16 protein-coding genes are annotated in these 17,487 nt (G+C 50.9%); 13 read left to right on the forward strand and 3 right to left on the reverse strand.

Features of this window, described 5'->3' with window-relative positions; all coding sequences use genetic code 11:
- Positions 1-83 precede the first annotated feature (83 nt).
- Positions 84-215, reverse strand: coding sequence for an entericidin EcnA/B family protein (locus tag RIC29_09015; GenBank protein ID MEQ8735052.1), 132 nt, complete (start codon positions 213-215; stop codon positions 84-86).
- A gap of 241 nt (positions 216-456) precedes the next feature.
- Between RIC29_09015 and recA the strand changes: the two genes are divergently transcribed.
- From recA to RIC29_09050, 7 genes are all read left to right on the forward strand, one after another.
- Positions 457-1,554, forward strand: coding sequence for a recombinase RecA (recA, locus tag RIC29_09020; protein ID MEQ8735053.1), 1,098 nt, complete (start codon positions 457-459; stop codon positions 1,552-1,554).
- 213 nt (positions 1,555-1,767) lie between these two features.
- Positions 1,768-2,241 (forward strand): hypothetical protein, encoded by a 474-nt coding sequence (locus RIC29_09025; protein ID MEQ8735054.1) that lies wholly within the window; start codon positions 1,768-1,770, stop codon positions 2,239-2,241.
- A gap of 206 nt (positions 2,242-2,447) precedes the next feature.
- Positions 2,448-5,114, forward strand: a complete 2,667-nt coding sequence (gene alaS / locus RIC29_09030) for an alanine--tRNA ligase (protein ID MEQ8735055.1) — start codon at positions 2,448-2,450, stop codon at positions 5,112-5,114.
- A gap of 209 nt (positions 5,115-5,323) precedes the next feature.
- A complete protein-coding gene (locus tag RIC29_09035; protein ID MEQ8735056.1) occupies positions 5,324-5,704 on the forward strand; it encodes a phasin family protein in 381 nt (126 codons plus the stop codon).
- Between the two features lie 236 nt (positions 5,705-5,940).
- Positions 5,941-7,269: an efflux RND transporter periplasmic adaptor subunit gene (locus tag RIC29_09040; protein MEQ8735057.1), complete on the forward strand. Its 1,329-nt coding sequence runs from the start codon at positions 5,941-5,943 to the stop codon at positions 7,267-7,269.
- Positions 7,266-7,988: an ABC transporter ATP-binding protein gene (locus RIC29_09045; protein MEQ8735058.1), complete on the forward strand. Its 723-nt coding sequence runs from the start codon at positions 7,266-7,268 to the stop codon at positions 7,986-7,988. The genes RIC29_09040 and RIC29_09045 overlap by 4 nt, the downstream gene beginning before the upstream one ends.
- A 9-nt stretch (positions 7,989-7,997) precedes the next feature.
- Positions 7,998-9,203: an ABC transporter permease gene (locus RIC29_09050; protein MEQ8735059.1), complete on the forward strand. Its 1,206-nt coding sequence runs from the start codon at positions 7,998-8,000 to the stop codon at positions 9,201-9,203.
- A 52-nt stretch (positions 9,204-9,255) separates the two neighbouring features.
- Here the strand turns inward: RIC29_09050 and RIC29_09055 are convergent, their stop codons facing one another.
- Positions 9,256-9,756, reverse strand: a complete 501-nt coding sequence (locus tag RIC29_09055) for a hypothetical protein (protein MEQ8735060.1) — start codon at positions 9,754-9,756, stop codon at positions 9,256-9,258.
- A 220-nt stretch (positions 9,757-9,976) separates the two neighbouring features.
- On the opposite strand from RIC29_09055, the gene leuC reads away from it, so the two are divergent.
- From leuC to RIC29_09080, 5 genes are all read left to right on the forward strand, one after another.
- Positions 9,977-11,380 carry a 3-isopropylmalate dehydratase large subunit gene (leuC, locus tag RIC29_09060; protein MEQ8735061.1) on the forward strand — a complete coding sequence of 468 codons (1,404 nt, stop codon included), beginning with the start codon at positions 9,977-9,979 and terminating at the stop codon, positions 11,378-11,380.
- A gap of 23 nt (positions 11,381-11,403) precedes the next feature.
- A complete protein-coding gene (leuD, locus tag RIC29_09065; GenBank protein ID MEQ8735062.1) occupies positions 11,404-12,024 on the forward strand; it encodes a 3-isopropylmalate dehydratase small subunit in 621 nt (206 codons plus the stop codon).
- Between the two features lie 18 nt (positions 12,025-12,042).
- The gene (locus RIC29_09070; GenBank protein ID MEQ8735063.1) at positions 12,043-12,948 is read left to right on the forward strand and encodes a DMT family transporter; all 906 of its coding nucleotides are present in this window, start codon (positions 12,043-12,045) and stop codon (positions 12,946-12,948) included.
- An 89-nt stretch (positions 12,949-13,037) separates the two neighbouring features.
- Entirely contained in the window at positions 13,038-13,973 is a 936-nt protein-coding gene (locus RIC29_09075; GenBank protein MEQ8735064.1) for a diguanylate cyclase, read from the forward strand.
- 1 nt (position 13,974) lies between these two features.
- Positions 13,975-14,997 (forward strand): hypothetical protein, encoded by a 1,023-nt coding sequence (locus RIC29_09080; protein MEQ8735065.1) that lies wholly within the window; start codon positions 13,975-13,977, stop codon positions 14,995-14,997.
- Between the two features lie 67 nt (positions 14,998-15,064).
- Here RIC29_09080 and RIC29_09085 read toward each other — a convergent pair whose 3' ends face one another.
- The gene (locus RIC29_09085; GenBank protein ID MEQ8735066.1) at positions 15,065-16,267 is read right to left on the reverse strand and encodes a CaiB/BaiF CoA-transferase family protein; all 1,203 of its coding nucleotides are present in this window, start codon (positions 16,265-16,267) and stop codon (positions 15,065-15,067) included.
- Positions 16,268-16,485: 218 nt separating this feature from the next.
- On the opposite strand from RIC29_09085, the gene RIC29_09090 reads away from it, so the two are divergent.
- Complete coding sequence (locus RIC29_09090; protein ID MEQ8735067.1) at positions 16,486-17,478, forward strand: hydroxymethylglutaryl-CoA lyase; 993 nt, start codon at positions 16,486-16,488, stop codon at positions 17,476-17,478.
- The last annotated feature ends 9 nt before the right edge of the window (positions 17,479-17,487 follow it).

Genomic DNA, 17,487 nt, shown 5'->3' on the forward strand with positions numbered 1-17,487 from the left:
GCAAGCGTCCCCTTCGATAATTTTATCAGCTAAAAATTTTTGAGTTACATAAGCCCAGGAAGTAGAGAGGCAAAAGTAACAATCTAATCCGCAGCTTCTTCCGTTGTCTTGCCAATAGATTGAATATCCTTACCCACACCTTGAACCGTGTTGCAGGCGCTGAGCCCCAATAAGGCTGTTAATGTAATAGCAATCAGAAAAGAAATTTTTGGCATTTTATGAGGCCCATAAAGTTTTGTAGACGAAATGATTAGCATTACAGCGCTACTGACTACAATAATTCAAAGCATTTTGATGGTAATTGCCGGAAAAGCCTCCTCTAACCCTTTGTTTTTTATCAACTTCACGAATATTGTTCGCATAATGTTCTTTTTTCTGGACAGAGAGAACAAAGTAAGTACATTGGTTTCCATTGCACACAGTTAACGACCAGATTAAACACGGAGGGAGGCTACGATGGCCGAAGCAAATCTTAGGGTAGTGGAGAACAAGGGCGGCATGGATAAAACCAAGGCTCTGGATGCAGCTCTTTCGCAGATTGAGCGCTCCTTTGGTAAAGGCTCAATCATGCGTTTGGGCCAGCGCACCACGGCTATCGACATTGAATCTATCCCAACGGGATCTCTTGGGCTTGATTTAGCACTTGGCATCGGTGGGCTTCCCCGTGGCCGGATTGTTGAGATCTATGGTCCGGAGAGTTCTGGTAAAACGACTCTCGCCTTACATGTTATTGCAGAAGCCCAAAAATTGGGCGGAACCTGTGCTTTTGTTGATGCAGAACATGCTCTTGATGCAGGATATGCCCGTAAACTTGGTGTTGATCTTGATGCGCTTCTGATTTCACAACCGGATGCCGGAGAACAGGCGCTTGAGATCTCTGATACTTTAGTGCGGTCTGGGGCAATTGATGTCCTCGTTGTTGACTCGGTTGCGGCGCTCACTCCTCGCGCTGAACTTGAGGGCGAGATGGGCGATCATCATGTTGGATTGCAGGCGCGTCTTATGAGTCAGGCTTTACGCAAGTTGACGGCCTCTGTTGCACGCTCCAACACCATGATCATCTTCATCAACCAAATTCGCATGAAGATTGGCGTTATGTTTGGTAATCCAGAAACGACAACGGGCGGGAATGCCCTTAAGTTTTATGCGTCCGTTCGTCTCGACATTCGCCGGATTGGCCAAATTAAAGATCGCGATGAAGTTGTGGGGAACCAAACACGAATCAAGGTGGTGAAGAATAAGGTGGCCCCGCCATTCAAGCAGGTTGAGTTTGATATTATGTATGGCGAGGGCGTGTCTAAGATGGGCGAGTTGCTCGACCTTGGCGTCAAGGCTGGTATTGTTGAAAAATCTGGATCTTGGTTCTCTTGCAATTCAGAGCGCATAGGCCAAGGCCGAGAGAACGCTAAGACATTTTTAAGAGAGCATCCTGATATGGCGGCTGAAATTGAGCGCCAAATTCGCGTCAACGCCGGCCTGATTGCCGACACTATGATCGGTGAAGTTGAGCTCCCTAACCATGAAGATGAGTCTGAAGCGCCAGCTGCAGAGTAGAATACCCGACCCCCTCGGGTCCTTGCAGCGGCGAAGCCCCCTCAGTTCGCCGCTGTCCTTCCTCGGAACAGCAGTGTCCTCTCCTTAGGCCACTGCTGTTTTGCGTTAAGGGCGTGTTTTGTCAAAGGCTTGCATATAAACAAGCCTTCACTCAGACTCTTGTGATCACGTCAATGACTGGCGAAGACTGCCATGCGTTAAAGGAATTTTTGAATGAGCAAGTTTGACAGAGCCTATTATCAGAAACTTGTTGAAGACGACTATTTTGGCAATGTTATGAAAGAAGATATTTTAGCAGCTTGCGCCTGTTTCACTAAAGATTCCGAAGTCGTTATTTATCATGGTGATAACGAGGTCCGCCGTTTTTATGGCTCTCCTAAGGGAGATCAATTGCCATTGAAGGTGTTTTACGATCATCTTCTTGGCAACTATGACGCATTGTTTGAGCATTTTGAGCATACTGTAGATGTCGAGATGCAGCGCTGTGCTGCCAATTTTCTGGTCACGCTGACACCTAAACCAGGCTCAGCCTATGAGGACACAGGAACGCTTACATTAAATAACTCGAATTTCTTTCGCTGCCGCGCTGGCAAGATTTATTACATGGTCATTTATTATGCTAACCCCACTTTAGGGGCTAAATTAGGAACTCAGACTGCAAGCCCGACTGGGTTTCCTAAAAAATAGTGTAATTCCCCTAAATACTGACGGTGCTTAGCATTGCGGGAGCATATAGTTATTAGCCGTATTGATGAGCGTTTCTGGACAGTATTGATGTGAAGCGTTAAAACCCAGGTTTTCTGGCTATTAATAGCCATATCCTTGAGTGTCTATGGATAGAGTTTGCCAGAACTTAGCGCGATAGCGTGAGTTCCTTTGTAGTGATGGATGTTATGGGCAAAACGAACGATGTTCGCGCGACTTTTCTAAATTACTTTGCGCGCCACGGTCATGAAATTGTTGGGTCGAGCTCTCTTGTGCCTCGCAATGACCCGACCTTGATGTTTACGAACGCTGGAATGGTGCAGTTCAAGGATGTTTTTACCGGCAATGAAACGCGCCCCTATACAACAGCAACTTCAGCCCAGAAATGCGTGCGCGCTGGCGGCAAACACAATGATCTGGATAATGTTGGCTACACCGTTCGGCATCACACATTTTTTGAGATGCTCGGCAATTTCTCGTTTGGAGATTACTTTAAAGAGCAAGCCATAAAGCTCGCCTGGGATTTGGTTACTCAGGAATTTGACCTTTCCGCAGAACGTCTCCTTGTTACCGTACACTCAAGCGATGAAGAAGCGGCCGAGTTGTGGCGTAAAATTGCCGGTTTGCCGGACTCTAAGATTATCCGCATTCCCACGTCAGATAATTTTTGGGCCATGGGCGAAACTGGGCCGTGTGGTCCATGCACTGAAATTTTCTTCGATCACGGCGACCATATTCCTGGTGGTCCACCTGGCTCTCCTGATGAAGATGGAGACCGTTTCGTTGAAATTTGGAATCTCGTCTTTATGCAGTATGAGCAACTTTCTGCGGACGAACGGATTGACCTACCAAAGCCCAGTGTTGATACGGGGATGGGGCTGGAGCGTACGACAGCCGTTCTGCAAGGGACAAATGATAATTATGCGATTGACCTGATCCGGTCTCTTATAGAGGCGACCGGCTCAGCTGCTGGAACGGACCCAGATGGCAAAGATGCCGTGTCGCATCGCGTCATAGCTGACCACCTGCGTGCGTCAGGGTTCTTGATTGCCGATGGCGTGTTGCCCTCCAATGAAGGGCGCGGCTATGTCTTGCGACGCATTATGCGGCGTGCCATGCGCCATGCCCACCTAATGGGATGTACAGACCCATTATTGCATCGCTTAGTGCCCGCTCTTATCGGGCAGATGGGGGTGCAGTATCCAGAATTGGAGCGTGCACAGGCGTTGGTTTCCGAGACGCTGTTGCTTGAAGAAACCCGCTTTAAGAACATGCTGGATCGCGGTCTGAAATTATTGGACGAAGAGACCAAAGACCTGGAAACCGGCACTAAGCTCTCGGGCGGTGTCGCTTTCAAGCTTTATGACACGTATGGCTTTCCGCTCGACTTAACACAGGATGCATTGCGTCCCAGAGGTATTACGGTTGACACAGATGGCTTCGAGGCCGCTATGGAGCGTCAACGTGCGGAGGCGCGTAAGGCGTGGACCGGGTCTGGCGAAGCCGCGACAGATAAAGTTTGGTTTGACCTGCGTGAGAAAGTTGGTGCCTCTGATTTCTTAGGATACGCAACGGAAACGGCCCAAGGTAAAATTATTGCCTTGGTTGTCGATGGTACCGTTGTTGCGTCGGCAGAAGCGGGGCAATCCATAGCGCTTCTTGCCAATCAAACGCCGTTTTATGGTGAGTCCGGTGGCCAAGTTGGAGATACCGGCTCCATCACAACGGTTGGTGGCGCCGTTATCAAGATTACGGATACGCAAAAAAAATTGGACTCACTGCATGTCCATCTTGGCAAAGTTGAGAGCGGTGTCATTAAGTTAGGACAAGACGCAACTTTTCAAGTGAATGGTCAACGGCGGGCATCTGTGCGTGGGCATCATTCTGCAACCCACCTCTTACATGCTGCGTTACGGCAAGTGCTAGGAGACCACGTGACCCAAAAGGGTTCACTTGTTAGCGATGAACGGCTCAGGTTTGATGTGAGTCATCCAAAGCCGCTGACCAGCGCCGAGGTGGCGCAAGTGGAAAAAATAGTGAACGTCCAAATACGCGCCAATGCATCTGTGAGCACCAAGCTGATGGACCCTGAAGGGGCCATTAAGGCCGGTGCAATGGCGTTGTTCGGTGAGAAGTATGGCGACGAAGTGCGTGTTGTTGCTATGGGGACACAAGAAGATAGCGCCCAGCCTCAATACTCAGTTGAGCTTTGTGGGGGGACTCACGTCTCGCGAACCGGGGATATTGGTCTGTTTAAGGTTATAGATGAGTCTGCCGTGGCGTCAGGCGTACGTCGCATTGAGGCTGTGACTGGCATGGCCGCCGAGGCTTGGGTGGCAGATCAGCAAAATCTGGTTGGTCGAGCTGCTGAGGCATTAAAGGTTGCACCGCGTGATCTGCCTGAGCGAATCGCGGCTTTACTGGACGACCGCCGAAAACTCGAGCGTGAGATCTCTGATTTGCGGAAAAAGCTGGTCACCAGCGGGGGCGGCGGATCGACCAAGCAAGATTTCAAAGATGTTGCCGGTGTTGCGTTTTCCGGGCGCGTCCTTGATGGCGTTCCTGCTAAGGACTTAAAGGGGTTGGCTGATGAAATTATGCAATCCCTTGGCACAGGCGTTGTCGCGTTGGTCTCCGTGGCTGATGCCAAAGCGTCACTGGTTGTGAATGTTGCAAGGGACCTGACTGATAGAGTTGACGCGGTCGCTCTCGTCAGAGCAGGCTCGGAGGCTGTTGGCGGCAAGGGGGGCGGTGGGCGTCCTGATATGGCGCAAGCTGGAGGTCCAGATGGTGATAAGGCAGAAGATGCCCTTCTGGGCATTGAAAACGCTCTAAGAGCGGCTTTTGAGTCCTAAAATTAATTAAAAACAAAGCACTACACCCCATGTTGCATAGCAGTAAATTATTTGTTGCAGCGCAATATATTTCTTGACGCTACGCGCTGAACACCCTATATTTATCGCACTGCAGCATAGATGACTGCATAACGAAATGCACGGCGCTGCGCCCATACTTGAATTAGGTTGCGCAGACCAGAACCGGCACGAACAAAAGGATGAATGTTATGAACACCTACGAAGATATGGTCGCTTTCAACCAAAACAACATCGACGCCTTTGTTGCCAGCAGCACAGCTGTCGCTAAGGGTTTTGAGCAGCTGACGAAGCAATACGTTGCTTTCGCAAGTGAAAGCTTTGAGGACGCTGTTGAAGCTAGCAAAAAAATCGCAACTGCAAAAACTGTGAACGAAGCTGTTGATTTGCAGACCAAAATTGCCAAGACCAGCTGGGAAAAAGCTGTAGCCGAAGGCAAGAAGATCACAGACCTCTCAACTGGTATCTTCAAAGAAGCCTCTGCTCCGATCTCAGACCGCGTTCAAGCCTCTGTTGATGTTGCAACAGAGTCGGCAAAAAAAGCGACTAAAGCGGGCAAAAAAGCCGCCTAAATCCTTCCCTCCCTCCAAGTTGGGTAGCCTTGAAAGGCCCGGTAACTCCGGGCCTTTCTTGTTTTGTGGTCATAAGGATCTGTATTGGGACCGTGGAGCTTGTTACAATCGCTTACACAAAGCTGATCAGTCTGACACAAAGCCGATACGATTCTTGTCTATGATGCTAATCTTTCGCACGGTAGCCCCGTGGGGCGTTTCTGTCTTGAAGTAGCAATGAAAGTTTAGGCGAGAGTATGACCGACGGAAGATTACAAGGCGGCACCCAAGAGCCAAACTCAGGGCCCACTCCAGAAATGGCTCAAAAACTCGGGCTGAACGCAGAGTCCGGTGGTTTTCTTAAACGCTATAAATGGCTCTTAGGTGGATTAGTCCTCTTATTGCTAGCGGCTTTCTTTGTGGTGCAGTTTAACTCAGGCCCGGCCGAGGTGACATTCCGAACTGCTCCGGTCGAACGCGGTGACTTAACGGTCAGGGTTACAGCCACAGGAACCATACAACCTCTCAATCAAGTTGATGTCGGCGCAGAGATTTCAGGTCTTATAGAGACCGTGAATGTAGATTTTAATGACCGGGTATCCCTGGGGCAGAGCTTGGCGACTATGGATAAGGATCAATTATCCGCGCGCGTTCGTCAGTCAGAAGCGCAACTGATTTCTGCCAAGGCAAAAGTCGAAGAGGCGAAAGCCAATGAACTTGAGGCCCGCAATAATCTTAAACGGGCTGAAAGCCTTTATGTACAGGGAAATGTCTCTGAGCAATCTTTGGACAATGCCAAAGCCGCAAACGCACGGGCCCGCGCTGTGCTTGCCAGTGTTAATGCCCAAGTCACTGTGGCCGAAGCTAATCTAGCAGCGGATCAAACGAACCTCGCTAAAACCGATATTACGGCACCAATTGACGGCATTGTTTTGACACGTCAGGTGGAGCCTGGACAAACAGTTGCGGCTTCCCTCCAGACCCCAGTGCTTTTCACCTTAGCTGAAGATTTGTCTGCCATGAAGCTGGTTGTTGATATTGATGAAGCTGATATCGGCCAGGTAAAAGAAGGTCAGGAGGCATCTTTTTCGGTTGATGCGTATGCGGGACGTGTGTTCCCGGCCACGATTACATCTGTTCGCTTTGCGCCGAAAAATGAAAACGGCGTGGTTACCTATGAAGCATTGCTGTCCGTTGATAACAGTGATCTTTCGCTTCGTCCGGGCATGACAGCGACAGCAACGATCACAACCGCGAACCGTGAGGGGGCCCTGCTTGTACCTTACGCAGCGCTTCGTTTTACACCACCAATGCCAGAAGGTGATGAAGCTTCTCCCGCCGGGGGGCGAGCGGCGCCACCCGGTTTGATGGGTATGATGATGCCACGTTTTAGTCGCAACAGAGGCGGGCGTCAGGCGCCCCTCCAGGCCGGCGCGCCAGGTCAAGTATGGGTTATGGAGCAAGGTCGGCCACAGCCAATTGTTGTTGATGTAGGTCTACTTGACGGCGAGCGCGCTGAGGTCATTGCTGATGGCTTGGTCGAAGGCACGGAAGTTATAACCGGTATACAGGCCGCTGGGTCATGAGTGATCTCTCGACCAAAGTCTACGAAGGTCCTGTCGTGGCATTCGAACATGTAGCGAAGGTATACGGTGAAGGAGACACAGCCGTTCGTGCGTTAGATGATGTGAGCTTTGAAATCCATGCTGGCGAATTTATCGCTGTGATGGGGGCAAGCGGCTCCGGTAAATCAACCACGATGAATATTCTAGGTTGCCTGGATACGCCCAGCAGCGGACAGTATTTGTTTAAGGGCGTCGATGTGAAGACGCTAACGAGAGACCAACGCGCTTTGCTGCGACGGCATTATCTTGGGTTTGTGTTCCAGGGGTTTAATCTGCTGTCGAGAACAACAGCGCTGGAGAACCTTGAGCTCCCGCTGATCTATCGCCGGATTTCCAAATCTGAGCGTCGTGATATGGCCATGAAAGCTTTACATGCTGTTGGTTTGCAGAATCGCGAGCACCATACGGCTGCAGAATTGTCTGGAGGTCAGCAACAACGTGTTGCTATTGCTCGTGCCATGGTGACGAAGCCGTCTCTCTTGTTGGCTGATGAGCCGACCGGCAACCTCGATACGGCTCGCAGCCTGGAAATTATGGAACTACTCACCGCGCTCAACCAGGAACAAGGGTTAACCATCGTTCTGGTCACGCACGAAAATGAGGTGGCTGCATTTGCCCGCCGTCGTTTAGAGTTCCGGGATGGCAACATCGTTCATGAATCCCACTCTGAAGCGGCATAGGAGAATAGTATGATTGGTAACATTCTGCTTTTGTCCCTACGCGAAATTCAACGCAACGTGCTCCGGTCCATCCTGACCACGCTCGGCATCGTGATCGGTGTGGCGGCGGTTATTGTGGTGGTCACCCTCGGTGCCGGAACCAAGGCCCAGGTCCAAACGGAAATCTCAAAGCTTGGCAGTACCATGTTAACGGTCTTTCCAGGCCAGCGAAGACATGGAGGCGCGTCGCAAGTAGCGCCCCCGTTTGAGATGGAGGATGTTACGGCGCTCCGTCGTGAAACAAGCATGTTATCGAGCGTGGCGCCGATGTCCATTCAAAGACAGGTGGTTGTCTATGGAAATGGTAATCGCCGAGCGCAGGTTGTGGGAACTGACCGTGAGTTTGTAAATGTACGAAACTGGGAATTGGCTGCGGGACGGATGTTTTCTCCTTCCGAGGAACAATCTGGAAAATCAGTATGCATCATTGGTGAAACCGTTCGCAAAGAGCTTTTTAAAGAGGAGGCATACCTAGGCAATGTTCTGCGCATTGGCCGGGCGTCTTGCGAAGTTATTGGCCTGTTGGAGCCTAAGGGCCAAGTCATGTTTTCTGGCGATCAGGACGACGTTGTGGTTGTGCCGATCAAATACTATCAGCGCAGAATTGCGGGCAACACCAATGTTGATCAGATTTACGTTGCTGCACTTGATGACACGCTTGTGGATGCGGCCCAGTCCGAAGTTGAAATGATCATGCGTGAACGCCGTCCCTCGCAACCCGGTGCAGAAGATATGTTCTCAGTGCGCGGAGTCCAGGAAATGTCCATAGCCTTTCAAAGCTCGACTGCGGTTATGACTGGTTTTCTGTCTGCCATTGCGGCCATAAGCCTTTTGGTAGGTGGAATCGGGATCATGAACATCATGCTGGTGTCTGTTACGGAACGGACTCGAGAGATTGGTATTCGCATGGCCATTGGTGCGCGTGAGAAAGAGGTCTTGCTACAGTTTCTCGTTGAAGCGGCAATGCTGGCTGGTTTTGGTGGGCTTGTTGGCATTGCCCTTGGTTTGGGTGGCGCACTTGCTTTGGCACCGTTGCTGAATGTCCCCTTTATTGTCCAGCCAGATATGATGGTCATGGCCTTCATATTTTCTGCGGCAGTTGGCGTGATCTTCGGCTATATGCCGGCGCGTCGTGCCGCTCGATTGGATCCTATTGAAGCGCTGCGTCATGAATAATTGAGGGTGATGGATAGCAGTCCTGCAGCAATACTTCGCCTGCGTAAACTTTTTAGTCGTCGCTTGATGGGTCTCTCTCAATCAAGTTAATCAAAATCTCGTCGGGGTCGCGGAACGTCATTTCTCGTTGTCCGCGTTGGGCAGTTTTGACCGCACCATCTTCGATATCCACTTCCAGGTACGTAGGTGGGCAAAGCACTACGCTGCCAGCATCCATCAGGCGTCGGTGAATAATGTCGAGATTGCCACAGTAAAATACCAGACAGCCTTCTCCGGCGTTGCAAACGTCTAAGCGGCGATGAATGGGGGGCGGCGCAGGGTCGGTGAGCTCGAATAGTCCAACCATCCCTTTGTTAAAGCCAGCAGATCTTAGAATCTTGTATCGCACATTGGTTTCGGGGGGCATACCTAGTAGTTTTGTTGCTGCGGCATGCTGCAACTCGCCTTGGGCATATACATCTTCTAACTCGAAGACTTCTTTATAAAAAGTGGCTGATTTATCAAGGTTGCGAACAAACAGTGCCGTTCGTACCATTGGACTAATCAGTGACATATTTCATCTCCCACGTTTCCAGAGGTGTACAGAGATAGAATCACTCTCCCTTAAGAGTGAGTATGGCTTCAAAACAGTAAAAGGCGCTAGAGGGTGAGGACTTGGAAGATCATTCTGGGTCGCTGCGCATTAGGCCAATGGATGCTTCCCAGGGGCTGGATGAAATCGCAATAGGGCGTTATACCCGAATAACTTTATAAACGTTCCAGGATTAAAAGGTATGGGCCGGACACTCATTCAAAAGCTGTGGGACTCCCACACCGTTGCAGATCTTGGTGATAACGCATCGCTGCTCTATGTGGACCGTGTTTTCCTTCACGAGCGTACAGGGTCAGTGTCGCTTAAGGGACTTGAAGCGGCTGGTCGCAAGGTGCGAAACCCCGAACAGGTTTTTTGCACGATGGATCACATCGTCGATACGTTGCCCGGTCGCGGTGACGATACAATTATGCCGTCGGGCAAGGCTTTTATTACAACCACGCGCGATGCCGCCAAGGCGGCTGGAATCACATTGTTTGATATTGGAGATAACCGTCAGGGTATTGTGCATGTGGTGTCTGCTGAGCAGGGAATAACCCTGCCGGGTTTTACCCAGGTATGTCCCGATAGTCATACCTGCACCCTCGGCGCTCTTGGTGCTCTTGCTTGGGGCATTGGCTCTACAGAGGGAGAGCATGCGCTTGCGACCAAAACGCTCGCTGTAAACAAGCCTAAGTCTATGCGGGTCAATTTTGATGGCAAACTGGCTTTTGGCGTCACAGCGAAAGATATGATTCTCAATCTCATCGGCGCTTACACGGCTTCAGGTGGCGTTGGTCATGCCATTGAATTCACGGGGGCTGCCATTCGCGCATTGCCACAAGAAAACAGATTCACTGTTTGCAATATGGCCGTTGAGTTTGCCGCCTTTACCGGTGTCATTCCAGCGGATGACACGACTTTTGAATATGTGCATGGCCGACCCTATGCGCCAACTGGCGAAGCATGGGACAAGGCATTGTCCTATTGGCGCACGTTAACGGCTGATGACGATGCCGTGTACAACAAAGACATCACTATTGATTGTGCTGACATCGTTCCGACTGTCACCTGGGGAACCAGCCCAGGACACACAACCCGGATTGATGGCGTCGTTCCGCAACCTAGTGAAGCTCCAGATGCGAACGCCCGCACATCTTGGGAACGCGCATTAGAATATATGGACGTCAAGCCAGGTCAGCCCTTGGAGGGACTGCCTATAGATGCAGCCTTTATTGGGTCGTGTACGAATTCGCGTTTGAGCGATTTGAGAGACGTCGCAAATGTTGTGAAAGGACATCAGGTTGCTAACGGGGTGAAGGCGATCATCGTGCCAGGCTCGAGTCAGGTGAAATTGGCGGCCGAGGCGGAGGGTTTAGATAAAATTCTCACTGCTGCTGGATTTGAGTGGCGAGAAAGTGGGTGTTCTATGTGTTTTTATGCGGGTGGTGAGAGCTTTGGAGAACGCGAGCGGGTGATCAGTTCCACCAATAGAAATTTTGAAAACCGACAAGGTCCTAAAACTCGCACCCATTTGGCCAGTCCAACATCAGTCGCGGCATCTGCCATAGCGGGCAAAATCGCTGACGTTCGGAAGTTGGGGTAGGAAGGTACATCATGTCACTCACGATGCAGAAATTTACGACGCTGTCCTCGGTTGCTGCTCCACTGATGCGGGTTAACATTGATACGGATGCTATTATCCCAAGCCGTGAGATGAAAGGTGTCACCAAAGAAGGTTTGTCGGTTGGTATGTTCGCCAACTGGCGATACACAGATGTTGACGCGCGTGTCGAGAATCCTGAGTTCGTATTAAACCGGCCGCCGTTCCGTGATGCAGAAATTTTGTTGTCTGGTGAAAACTTTGGCTGTGGATCGTCGCGTGAGCATGCGGTCTGGGCTCTAAAAGAATGGGGTATCCGTTGTGTTGTCGCACCAAGCTTCGGGACCATTTTCTTCGGCAATTGTGTGCGTAATGGCATATTGCCGGTTGTGCTGCCGGAAGCTGTTGTCAAAACCTTTGCAGATATTGCTGAACGTGGTCAATCAGACGACAAACTCACCGTCGATTTGCCCAAACAGCAGGTCACCGGTTTTGAAGGCGACGTCCACGACTTTGAAATTTCACCTGCAGATAAGGAGATGCTGGTGGAAGGTTTGGATCCCATTGGTCTTACGCTCAAACGTGACGCTGAAATCTTGGCGTTCCAACAGCAGGATCAAACAGAACGTCCGTGGGTGTATCTTTAGTCCGACTGGGCGCAGAGCATGGACCTATGGATTTTACTGACCATCGCTGCTGCCGGTGTGCAAGCGGCGCGCACGTCTATTCAAAAACATCTGACTGTTAGCCTAACGGTCTACGGAGCGACATTCGCGCGGTTCTTCTTTGGTCTGCCAATGGTGTTAGCGGGGTTATTTGGTCTGGTTAGCTTCACAGGCCAATCTGTTCCGGATCCCAATTCAGTGTTTATAGGTTACGCCTGGGCGGGGGGTATTGTGCAGTTTCTCGGTAATGCTTTGCTCTTGCATGTGCTCGGGTTGAGCACGTTCACAGTAGGTACGGCCTATACCAAGACTGAGGTGATTCAAACCGTCGCCGTTTCTTATGTGGTGTTAGACGAGCAGGTAGAACCGGGCGGCTTTTTGGGCATACTCATTGCGTTTCTTGGCGTCATTTTAATGGCAACAGGGCGTGCAGGCTTATCGTTTCGAAGCCTTGCTGAAGCTCTTAAACATAAACCTGCTTTATACGGTCTTTGTGTCGGAGCCTTTTACGCCATCGCTGCCGTGTTTTACCGAGCAGCGGCGTTATCATTAGACCATGGAGACTTCTTGCTACGTGCCATTACAACCTTGGCCTGGGTTACAGTCGCACAAGCTGTCGTGATGGCGGTTTGGTTGCAGTGGAGGTCACCAGGTATCATCAGTCAGGTCTTAAGAAGCTGGCCTGTCAGTATTTGGGTGGGGTTCACTGGAATCGTCGCTTCGGCTCTTTGGTATAGCGCATTTACTTTGCAAAATGCGGCTTACGTCATGGCTCTCGGCCAAGTGGAACTCGTTTTTACCTATGTCGCCTCACGCTTTGTGTTTCTTGAGAGGATGGCCGTATCAGAGGCCGTGGGCGTGTGTGCAACGGCAATCGGTATTCTTGTCGTTGTAATTTACGGTTGATAAACACCTAATTGAACGGAAACAGCCCCTTTTTAGCTTGTACTACCGACTTATCCAGGCTTTTCTAATGCTGAAAAAATGAGACGGTAATGAACGATCAAAAACCGAAAATCTTAATTGCGGATGATGAGCAACTTTTCGTCCAACTTATGGAAGCAACTTTGAAGGATGAGTATGACCTTCTGTTTGCCTTCAATAGTGATGAGGCGTTGGAGAAAGCAAGCCGTGAAGTCCCAGACTTAATCCTTTTAGATGTGGTTATGGCGCCTCAGAGTGGTTTTGATGTCTGTTATACGCTTAAGAATGAACGTCGCACCCGAGATATACCGATCCTCTTTATTACCTCTTCTTCAAAAGTCAAAGACGAGGTCCGTGGTCTAGAGATGGGGGCTGTCGATTACATCACGAAGCCTGTCAGTCCTCCGATAGTTAAGGCTCGGGTTCGCAACCACATGGACCTCAAAAAATATAAGGACAAACTGGAACGTATTGCTTCTGAAGACGTCCTTACTGGATTGGCAACGCGGCGTCGTTTTGAGACCGTCTTGGAGTCAGAGTGGAGACGGTGTCGCCGGCATAAAGCGCCGCTTTCAATTGCCATGATGGACATCGACTATTTCAAGCCATTTAATGATAATTATGGCCATGGTGCAGGCGATGATTGCTTACGCAAGGTGGGTGCTGCACTGAACCAGGAGGTGAAGCGTGCGGCGGATCTGGTGGCCCGTTATGGTGGAGAAGAATTCGTCTGCGTTATGCCTGAGACAGATCTGGAAGGCGCGCGGGCGTTTGGCCACGCCATGCGTCAAGCTATTATCGATCTTGGGGTTAAACACGAATATTCCGATGTTGCTCATCACGTGACAATGAGTATTGGCGTTGCAACCTGTATCCCTGATGAAGGCATGGAGCCGATGGAGTTACTGCGCCGTGCTGACGAGAAACTCTACGATGCAAAAAACGGCGGGCGTAACCGAGTTGAAAGCGCTCCCTTTAGCAAGGATTCGAACAAGGACCAGAATTAAAATGAAACACACTTTGACCATTGTAGCCGCACTGATTTTCCTGAGTTCTGGAATAAAGGTTCATGCCGCTCCGGGGTATGATCAAAGCCGTCAAGACCTGGAATGGGTGATGGAGTATCTTATCCGTTACTTTCCCGGCGTCTGGGATTCAGCCCCACAGGTTTGGTTTGAAGAAAATGTTCAAATGCCGGCTAATGGTGAGGGGCATGAGCACTGGCACCGCACCTTTGCACGGATAGAGGCCCCGCAAATCGGCGAAGTTGTATTTTATGGTCAAATAAATGTTGAGGGTCGAGATGGACCTATCATCAGTGGTAGCCAAGTTCTGTATCACGCTGTCATTGATGAGGAGCTTGGTGCCGTAAATATATTTGGCCAGGGACCAAGTGACCCAGAAAATTTTGAAAATCTGCATGAGCGCCCTGAATTGTGGGGGCAAGTTCAGTTTCGAGATCGCCCGGCACTGAACTGCGATTGGCTCTGGCGCCGTGACGGAGATCAGATTTTTGGTGTTCTCCAAGGCAATACAGCTGATAAACAAGCGTATGGCCCAGGAACATGCTCGTTTATTTCCCAACGCACAGGTGAAGAATTTCGCGCTGACGCTGAGTGGGTTTTAACCCCTGAACAACTCTGGCTATACGATAATAACTGGTCTGCGGGCATGCTGTTTCTAGGGCGGGAAGACCAAACTCATATTCGTTTGCATCGGGCACGCCCGTACGTTTGCAAAACAAAGGCCGCTGATGAGACTGAACAGACTGGCCATGATCGCGGCTTTAAAATGGAATTGACGTCAAACGATGGCAGGGAACTCGAAGCCATGTTGTTGCGCGCTGAGTATCCTGCCGTTGACGGCTTTGGCCGCGATGACCTTCTGCGTCTGATGTTGACCGATTCAGAGTCCGGTGACTCTTTGGCTGTCGCAGTTGCACCACCGGCGCATGACAACGTTACGCTTGTTTATAACGGTGTTACCATCATCTGCGATAAGACTGACGCCTTCGCGCCGCTTCACAGATAAAGGCGCGCTGTGTCAGTGGTCCGTTCCGCGCTGCTTCAGTGATCCGTTCGTTGAAAGCTGGCGGAAGTCACTCTCCGGCGGCAATGCCATCGTCTAACATTTGAGAGATTTTTGCCTCATCATGGCCAAGCTCTCTCAATACCTCGCGGGTGTGCTGGCCCTCGCGCGGTAAATCCCTGCGCACCCCAAGACGCTGTCCACCGATGGAGACTGGCATGTTCGGTAGTTTTATTTTGCGGCCGGCGCCGTCGCCGTCGGTCAGCGTTACTTCTGAAAGGCCGTTCCCAGCATTGAGGTGCGGGTCATCAAATAACTCATGAGGCTTCGCAATGGGGGCGAAGGGCATACCGGTTGCTTCCAGCTTTTCCATCAAATCAGCCTTAGTATACCCCTTAAACAACTCTTCGATTTGTGGCTTCAGCCAGGGGCGCGCATCAACGCGGCCATTGTTTAACTTCAGTTCTTCCTTGGCCCATAGGTCATCTAATCCGAAGGCTTCGCAGAAGTTTTTCCATTGTGTGTCGGACACCACACCAACAAAAACCTTGTCGTCATCCTTGGTTTCAAACACGTCATAGATGGCCCAAGCTGAGACGCGGGCCGGCATGGGATTGGCCGGTGCTCCCGTTACGCCATACTGCGCCATATGCTGGCCAACCAAATAAACTGTTGTTTCATACAGACTGGCGACAACATATTGTCCTTCCCCGGTTTGATTGCGGCTAACCAAGGCAGACAACACACCAATAACGCCAAACATGCCGCCGGTGATATCAATGACAGAGGCGCCGGCCCGTAACGGCTGTCCTGGGGGTCCGGTCATATAGGCCAACCCACCCATCATTTGGGCAACTTCATCTAGTGCCGTCCGATGCTCATAGGGACCGGCGAGGAAGCCTTTTTCTGAACAGTAAATGAGTCCTTTATTGATCTTCTTAAGCGCCTCGTAGCCAAACCCAAGTTTATCCATAGCGCCAGGGCGGAAGTTTTCAATAACAATATCGGCTTGCTTGATCAGGTCGAGAGCGACGCCATGGCCGGTCTCATTTTTAAGGTCGAGGCATATGGACCGTTTATTGCGATTGAACATGGGGAAGTACCCAGACCCGGACCCTTTCAGGCGGCGGGTGTTGTCACCCTTGAGGGGTTCAATTTTGATCACATCTGCGCCGAGGTCCGCGAGAATGCACCCCACCGTAGGCCCCATCACCATATGGGTGAATTCAACCACTTTGGTTCCTGAAAGGGGGAGAGTCTGAGCGTCCGACATGCAACAATATCCTTCTTAATCAATATCTTATCAGTTTTCAGCCCGATCCAGCTCTGGACTGCTGTCGGGTCTGATCATATATCCTAGAGACCCCACGGCAAGTATCGGTACGCCAATCCTGACGGCTTTTCTATAAAGTCCCGTTTGGGTCAATCCAACCGGTGACAGCGCAGGGCGGGATGTCCTAAACAAGGGCAGAGAATAAGAAAGGAAAAGCCATGACGGACGTAATGAACGGAATTGATATCCTCATCAGTGAAGTAGGGCCACGCGACGGGTTGCAGTCGGTCGCATCAGTTATGTCGACAGATGCCAAAAAAGCGTGGATCAAAGCCGAGGCTGACGCGGGTGTTCGCGAGATCGAAGTTGGCTCTTTTGTGCCGCCGAAGTTGCTTCCCCAGCTGGCCGACACCGGTGAAGTTGTCGCCTATGCCCGAACCATTCCGGGCCTCCAGGTTGCCGCCCTCGTACCCAATTTTAAAGGGGCTGAAAATGCCATCAAAGCCGGGGCGCATAAAATCACCCTGCCGCTTTCCGTGTCTGAAACGCACTCCCAGGCCAATCTGCGTAAAACCCATGCCCAGGTGCTGGAGGAGGTTGAGAAGATTGTCGCGCTGATCAAAACCCTGCCGGATGACCAAAAACCCCATTTCGAGGGCGGATTGTCGACAGCTTTTGGATGTACTTTGGAGGGCCATGTGCCGCAGTCCAAAGTTGTGGAAATGGCTGAAAAACTCATCGGCTTAGGCTGTGATGAAGTGGGGCTTGCCGATACCACCGGCTACGCCAATCCTGTTCAGGTTAAGAACATGATCACGGCAATTTGGAGTGCCGTCGGACGTGACAAACTCACGGGCATCCATTTTCACAACACCCGGGGTCAGGGTCTGGCCAACGTTATGGCAGCCCTGGATGTGGGGTTGGATACCTTGGACAGTTCCCTCGGCGGACTGGGCGGCTGCCCATTTGCCCCCGGCGCGTCCGGCAACATCATCACCGAAGACTTGGTGTTCCTGCTCGATAGCATGGGGCTAAAAACGGGCATTGACCTCGAAAAACTTCTCGCCGTGCGTGAGATCGTCATTGCTGCGTTGCCGGACGAGGCGATGTATGGCTTCACCCCGGATGCTGGATTGCCCAAAGGTTATGTGCAGACAGTAAAAGGCGGTGCAGGGTGGGGCACCGACGGCGCTAAATTTGCGGCAGAGTAGGCTTTTATA

The organism is Rhodospirillaceae bacterium, assembly GCA_040219235.1.
Lineage (GTDB): Bacteria > Pseudomonadota > Alphaproteobacteria > Rhodospirillales > Rhodospirillaceae > WLXB01.

Coding starts and splice junctions, on each gene's coding strand:
- RIC29_09040 (MEQ8735057.1), top strand. CDS start 5,941: ATGACCGACGGAAGATTACAAGGCGGCACCCAAGAGCCAAACTCAGGG.
- RIC29_09045 (MEQ8735058.1), top strand. CDS start 7,266: ATGAGTGATCTCTCGACCAAAGTCTACGAAGGTCCTGTCGTGGCATTC.
- RIC29_09085 (MEQ8735066.1), bottom strand. CDS start 16,267: ATGTCGGACGCTCAGACTCTCCCCCTTTCAGGAACCAAAGTGGTTGAA.
- RIC29_09035 (MEQ8735056.1), top strand. CDS start 5,324: ATGAACACCTACGAAGATATGGTCGCTTTCAACCAAAACAACATCGAC.
- recA (MEQ8735053.1), top strand. CDS start 457: ATGGCCGAAGCAAATCTTAGGGTAGTGGAGAACAAGGGCGGCATGGAT.
- RIC29_09025 (MEQ8735054.1), top strand. CDS start 1,768: ATGAGCAAGTTTGACAGAGCCTATTATCAGAAACTTGTTGAAGACGAC.
- RIC29_09050 (MEQ8735059.1), top strand. CDS start 7,998: ATGATTGGTAACATTCTGCTTTTGTCCCTACGCGAAATTCAACGCAAC.
- RIC29_09075 (MEQ8735064.1), top strand. CDS start 13,038: ATGAACGATCAAAAACCGAAAATCTTAATTGCGGATGATGAGCAACTT.
- RIC29_09070 (MEQ8735063.1), top strand. CDS start 12,043: ATGGACCTATGGATTTTACTGACCATCGCTGCTGCCGGTGTGCAAGCG.
- RIC29_09080 (MEQ8735065.1), top strand. CDS start 13,975: ATGAAACACACTTTGACCATTGTAGCCGCACTGATTTTCCTGAGTTCT.
- leuD (MEQ8735062.1), top strand. CDS start 11,404: ATGCAGAAATTTACGACGCTGTCCTCGGTTGCTGCTCCACTGATGCGG.
- alaS (MEQ8735055.1), top strand. CDS start 2,448: ATGGGCAAAACGAACGATGTTCGCGCGACTTTTCTAAATTACTTTGCG.
- RIC29_09090 (MEQ8735067.1), top strand. CDS start 16,486: ATGACGGACGTAATGAACGGAATTGATATCCTCATCAGTGAAGTAGGG.
- RIC29_09055 (MEQ8735060.1), bottom strand. CDS start 9,756: ATGTCACTGATTAGTCCAATGGTACGAACGGCACTGTTTGTTCGCAAC.
- leuC (MEQ8735061.1), top strand. CDS start 9,977: ATGGGCCGGACACTCATTCAAAAGCTGTGGGACTCCCACACCGTTGCA.
- RIC29_09015 (MEQ8735052.1), bottom strand. CDS start 215: ATGCCAAAAATTTCTTTTCTGATTGCTATTACATTAACAGCCTTATTG.